Consider the following 5,301-nt stretch of genomic DNA (forward strand, 5'->3'; position numbering starts at 1 on the left):
CCCCCGTCGCCTTCAGGCCACCAGCTCGCCGAAGGACTCCTTCTCGTCACGTCCGAAGCTGAGGACCTCGTCCTCGCGCAGCCGGCGGAGCGACCCAGCCCGTACGACCCCGCCGTTCCCCCGTCGCTCGCCGTTTCCCCCCGGAGCGGCGAGCTCCGTCGTTCCCCCGTGTCCCCGTTGCCCGCCGTTTCCCCCCGGAGCGGCGGGCCCCGTCGTTCCCCCGTCGCCTTCAGGCCACCAGCTCGCCGAAGGACTCCTTCTCGTCACGTCCGAAGCTGAGGACCTCGTCCTCGCGCAGCCGGCGGAGCGACCGCCAGATGCTGGACTTCACCGTGCCGACACTGATGTCGAGGATGGCCGCGATCTCCGGGTCGGTGCGCCCCTCGTAGTAGCGCAGGACCAGCATGGTGCGCTGGAGTTCGGGCAGCCGGGCGAGCGCCTGCCAGAGCACCGTGCGCAGTTCCGTGCCGCGCATCGCGTCCGAGTCGCCGACCGTCTCCGGCAGTTCCTCGGTCGGGTACTCGTTGAGCTTGCGCCGGCGCCAGGCGCTGATGTGCAGGTTGGTCATGGTGCGGCGCAGGTAGCCGCCGACCGCGGCCTTGTCGCTGATCCTGTCCCACGCCCGGTACGTCGAGAAGAGGGCGCTCTGCAGCAGGTCCTCGGCCTCGAACCGGTCGCCGGTCAGGTGGTAGGCGGTCGCGTACAGGGAGGCGCGGCGCTCCTGGACGTAGGCCGTGAACGCCGCTTCGGCGTCCTCGGCTCCCGTCCGGGGCGTCCGCTCCCCCGTATTGCCCTCCCCGTACGCGCTTCCCCCGTGTCCCCCGTACGTTCCCCCGTACGTGCCCGGTCCGTCCCCCGTGACATCGGCGACCGCCGTCGTGGCCGGGTGCTGACGCCCGGTGCTGCGAACGCACCCCCGCCCGTTCACCGCACCGGACTTGTCCGGACCCCGTCCGAGGTCGTGGAGACGCGTGACAACCGCGCTTGAGCTGGTGCGTTGCAGTTGCAGTGCGTTCATCGTGCGCCTCCCCGTCGGTGGAGTCCGTTCGAACCGTGTGCCATTGAGTCTGGCCGCGCAGTTTCACGCCACTGTCCGCCGACTGTCACAGAGCTGTCACAGGCCTCGTGGGGTCGTAACCGTCACAACCGAGGGTTCTCCGGGGCCACTCACGCGACCGAAGTGCCTCCCGGCGGTCGAACTGGGGCACCCCATGGGACAGAATGGCGTCCGTGCCTTTCCTGTTGCTGATCGAGGACGACGACGCCATCCGCACGGCCCTCGAACTCTCGCTGTCACGCCAGGGCCACCGAGTGGCCACCGCGGCGACGGGAGAGGACGGCCTGAACCTCCTCCGGGAACAGCGGCCCGACCTGGTCGTGCTCGACGTGATGCTGCCGGGCATCGACGGTTTCGAGGTCTGCCGGCGCATCCGCCGCACCGACCAGCTGCCGATCATCCTGCTGACCGCCCGCAGCGACGACATCGACGTCGTGGTGGGTCTGGAGTCCGGCGCCGACGACTACGTGGTGAAGCCCGTGCAGGGCCGGGTGCTGGACGCGCGCATCCGCGCGGTACTCCGGCGCGGGGAGCGGGAGTCGACGGACTCGGCGACCTTCGGGAACGTGGTCATCGACCGTTCCGCGATGACGGTCACCAAGGACGGGGCCGACCTCCAGCTGACCCCGACCGAGCTGCGGCTGCTCCTGGAGCTGAGCCGCAGACCCGGACAGGCCCTGTCCCGGCAGCAGTTGCTGCGGCTGGTGTGGGAGCACGACTACCTCGGCGACTCGCGTCTGGTGGACGCGTGCGTGCAGCGGCTGCGGGCGAAGGTGGAGGACGTACCGTCCTCGCCGACGCTCATCCGTACGGTGCGGGGCGTGGGCTACCGGCTGGACTCGCCTCAGTGAGTGGACGTGCCGGGCGCGGAGTCCGAGCGGGACTCCGCTGGAGCAGCCTGCGGCTGCGGCTGGTCGTGGTGTTCGGCCTGGTTGCCTTGACCGCGGCGGTGTCGGCGTCGGGGATCGCGTACTGGCTCAACCGCGAAGCGGTGCTGACGCGTACTCAGGACGCGGCGCTCGGGGACTTCCGGCGGCAGATGCAGAACCGGGCGGCGGCGCTGCCGTTGCAGCCGACCAAGGACGATCTCCAGTCCGCCGCCGTCCAGATGGCGGACAGCGGGCCGGGTTACGCGGTGCTGCTGGAGGACGAACGGGACGGCGGGAAGCCGATCGTCGGCTACTCGGACCTGGACTCCTTCACCAAGGTGGACGTGCCCGGCTCGCTGGAGCGCCAGGTGTCCGCCCAGCAGCGGCTGACCTCGGGCAACACGTACCAGTACCACCTGTTCTGGCAGCGTACGAGCATCGACGGCACCCCGTACCTGGTGGCGGGGACGCGGATCATCGGCGGCGGCCCGACCGGCTACATGCTGAAGTCGCTCGACCAGGAGCGCCAGGACCTCAACTCCCTGGCCTGGTCGCTGGGTATCGCCACCACGCTGGCGCTGATCGGCGCGGCGCTGCTCGCGCAGGCGGCGGCGACCACCGTGCTGCGGCCGGTGCAGCGGCTCGGCGAGGCGGCGCGCAAGCTGGGCGAGGGGAAGCTCGACACCCGGCTGGTGGTCTCGGGAACGGACGAACTCGCCGAACTCTCCCGCACGTTCAACCGGGCGGCCGGTTCGCTGGAGAAGAAGGTCGCGGACATGAGCGCGCGGGAGGAGTCCAGCCGCCGGTTCGTCGCCGACATGTCGCACGAACTGCGCACCCCGCTCACCGCGATCACCGCCGTGGCCGAGGTGCTGGAGGACGAGGCCGACAGCCTGGACCCGATGATCGCGCCCGCCGTGCATCTGGTGGTGAGCGAGACCCGGCGGCTGAACGACCTGGTGGAGAACCTCATGGAGGTCACCCGTTTCGACGCGGGCACGGCCCGGCTGGTCCTGGACACGGTGGACGTCGCCGACCAGGTCACCGCCTGCATCGACGCCCGCGCCTGGCTGGACGCGGTGGACCTGGACGCGGAGCGCGGCATGATGGTGCGGCTCGATCCGCGCCGGCTCGACGTGATCCTGGCGAATCTGATCGGCAACGCGCTCAAGCACGGTGGTTCACCGGTGCGGGTACGTGTACGCACCGAGGGTGAGGAACTGGTCATCGAGGTACGCGATCACGGGCCGGGGATCCCCGAGGACGTGCTGCCGCACGTCTTCGACCGGTTCTACAAGGCGAGCGCGTCCCGTCCGCGCTCCGAGGGCAGCGGCCTCGGGCTGTCCATCGCCATGGAGAACGCGCTCATCCACGGCGGCACCATCTCCGCGGCCAACTCCCCGGACGGGGACGGCGCGGTGTTCGTCCTGCGGCTCCCCGACGGCGCCGAGGACGAGAGCGCCGCGAACGACGTGCGCGGTGCGGGCGACGGCACGGACGGCGAGGAGTCGTGAGGCGGCGTACCGGCCGGGCGGAGCCGGGACACCTGCCGCCCAGCGGTGACCCGTGTCCGGCCCGGCGGCGGCCGGGGGGCGGGCGCCGCCCGTTCACCGCGCTGGTCCTCGTGGTGGCGGCCACCGCGCTGGCCGCCGGATGCGGCATCCGGTCCACCTCGGTACCGGTCGACGCGGGGGCCGCCCCCTCCCGGGTGCCCTGCCGCACCGCGGGTACGGACTCCGGGGCGCAGACGGCCGAAGACCGGGTGCGGGTGTACCTGGTCTGCGCGTCGGAGCTGGTGGCGGCCGACCGGACGATCGCGGACACCGACCGGCGTGGTGGCCGCCTGGGCGTGGCCCGGGCGGTGCTGGCGCAGATCCGGCAGACGCCGCTCTCCGGTGAGCGGCGGGCCGGTTTCACCACCGCCGTCCCCTCGGACCTGACCGTCGGGGACGGCAACGACGACGATCCCGCAGGCGCTCTGCGCCTCAGCACCCAGCCCGAGGACCTGTCCGCCGAGGCGCTGGCCCAGGTGGTGTGCACGTTCGCGGAGGAGGGCGCGCTCGTCACCGGCGGCGGGGTGCTGCTCGGCGGGCCGAGCGACGGCTACGCCCCCCGGGCCTATCTCTGCACGGAGGAGACGAAGGCCCGGCCGCAGAACGTACCGACCCTGAGCACGCCGTCGCCCCGGTGAGCCCGTGGCCCGGCGGTGCCCGTCGCTCGGTGAGCCCGTAGCCCGGCGGCGCCCGTGGCCCGGTGGCGCCCGTAGCCCGGCGGTCCCCGTGGCCCGGTGAGCCCGGCCGCCGCTCGGCGCGGTGCTGTGCGGCCGGTGGGGGTGCCGGGGTCCGCGGGGCGCCTGGGGCGTGACGGGGGCGCACGTTTCGTGGTCTGCGCCACTTCCCGCCGTTTGCCCGGAACCGTTCCCTCGTGGCGGGACGTCTAGGGGGGCGTGCGTCAAGGTCCCGGCGGTAAGGCCGTCACCCTGTTCCGCGTGGTGGGGTTCACTCTTCTCCTCGCGCATCTCGTGATCGTCGGGTGGCTGACGCTTCGCCCCCTGGACGTCCCCTGGATCACCGCCGCGAACTTCACGCCGCTGGACGGCATCAAGGCGGACCTCGCGCTCGGCCCGGCCGCCGCCGTACGGCGCATCGGCGCGGGGCTGCTGCTGCTGGCGCCGCTCGGGTTCCTGCTGCCGATGGCCGACGCGCGGCTCACCGTCTCCCCATGGGCTTCGCTGGTCCGGACGACCGCCGCGGGCGCGCTGATATCCCTCGCCATCGAGTTGGGACAGACCGGGGTGCCCGGGCAGGTGGTCGACATCGACTCGCTGCTGCTGAACACGGCCGGAGTGCTGCTCACGCACCTGCTGGTGGTGCCGGCCGTCCGGGCCAGGCTGCGGCAGCGACGCGGGCCGGCCTCCGCGCGCGAGGGCGCGGAGCAGGCCGACGGGACCCTTCAGGGCGCGACCCCGACGATTTCCAGGGTCGGGGTCGCACCGTAGAGGGAGGCCCCTTCCCGGTGGCGGAGCGACCATGGATACATCGGGAGCGCCGCAGCGGCTGCTCCCCGGACGGTTCACCGAGGAGTCCACCATGGCCGGATTGGTTCGCCCCCGCGACGGACGCATGATCGGCGGAGTGTGCGCGGCGCTGGCACAGCGCTTCGGTACCTCCGCGACGACCATGCGCGTCATCTTCCTGGTCTCGTGCCTGCTGCCCGGTCCGCAGTTCCTGGTCTATCTGGCGCTGTGGATCCTGCTGCCCGGGGAGAAGTCCTCCTCGTCGGGCACCACGTCCGCGACGGCCTGGTGACGCGGGTACGACGGGGGCACGACGGGCACGGCACGGAGCACGCGGTGGGGCACCCGGCCTGACAGGC

The 5,301-nt window shown here is 72.4% G+C and carries 6 protein-coding genes and 1 pseudogene; 5 read left to right on the forward strand and 2 right to left on the reverse strand.

Features of this window, described 5'->3' with window-relative positions; all coding sequences use genetic code 11:
* Positions 1–12: 12 nt before the first annotated feature.
* Positions 13–93 (reverse strand): annotated as a pseudogene (locus ACFWEP_RS31060) (SigE family RNA polymerase sigma factor); the annotation flags it as partial.
* Positions 94–229: 136 nt separating this feature from the next.
* On the reverse strand, positions 230–1,018 hold the full coding sequence (locus tag ACFWEP_RS31065; protein WP_387375093.1) for a SigE family RNA polymerase sigma factor: 789 nt from the start codon (positions 1,016–1,018) through the stop codon (positions 230–232).
* A 212-nt stretch (positions 1,019–1,230) separates the two neighbouring features.
* Between ACFWEP_RS31065 and afsQ1 the strand changes: the two genes are divergently transcribed.
* The 5 genes from afsQ1 (at position 1,231) to ACFWEP_RS31090 (ending at position 5,234) form a co-directional block, all read left to right on the forward strand.
* Entirely contained in the window at positions 1,231–1,908 is a 678-nt protein-coding gene (gene afsQ1 / locus ACFWEP_RS31070; RefSeq protein ID WP_266708396.1) for a two-component system response regulator AfsQ1, read from the forward strand.
* Positions 1,905–3,440 carry an ATP-binding protein gene (locus ACFWEP_RS31075; RefSeq protein ID WP_387375095.1) on the forward strand — a complete coding sequence of 512 codons (1,536 nt, stop codon included), beginning with the start codon at positions 1,905–1,907 and terminating at the stop codon, positions 3,438–3,440. The genes afsQ1 and ACFWEP_RS31075 overlap by 4 nt, the downstream gene beginning before the upstream one ends.
* A gap of 32 nt (positions 3,441–3,472) precedes the next feature.
* Positions 3,473–4,117 (forward strand): hypothetical protein, encoded by a 645-nt coding sequence (locus tag ACFWEP_RS31080; RefSeq protein ID WP_387375098.1) that lies wholly within the window; start codon positions 3,473–3,475, stop codon positions 4,115–4,117.
* A 255-nt stretch (positions 4,118–4,372) separates the two neighbouring features.
* Complete coding sequence (locus ACFWEP_RS31085; protein WP_387375097.1) at positions 4,373–4,924, forward strand: VanZ family protein; 552 nt, start codon at positions 4,373–4,375, stop codon at positions 4,922–4,924.
* 91 nt (positions 4,925–5,015) lie between these two features.
* The gene (locus ACFWEP_RS31090; RefSeq protein ID WP_328723678.1) at positions 5,016–5,234 is read left to right on the forward strand and encodes a PspC domain-containing protein; all 219 of its coding nucleotides are present in this window, start codon (positions 5,016–5,018) and stop codon (positions 5,232–5,234) included.
* Positions 5,235–5,301: the final 67 nt, after the last annotated feature.

Source organism: Streptomyces sp. NPDC060198 (assembly GCF_042728415.1).
GTDB lineage: Bacteria > Actinomycetota > Actinomycetes > Streptomycetales > Streptomycetaceae > Streptomyces.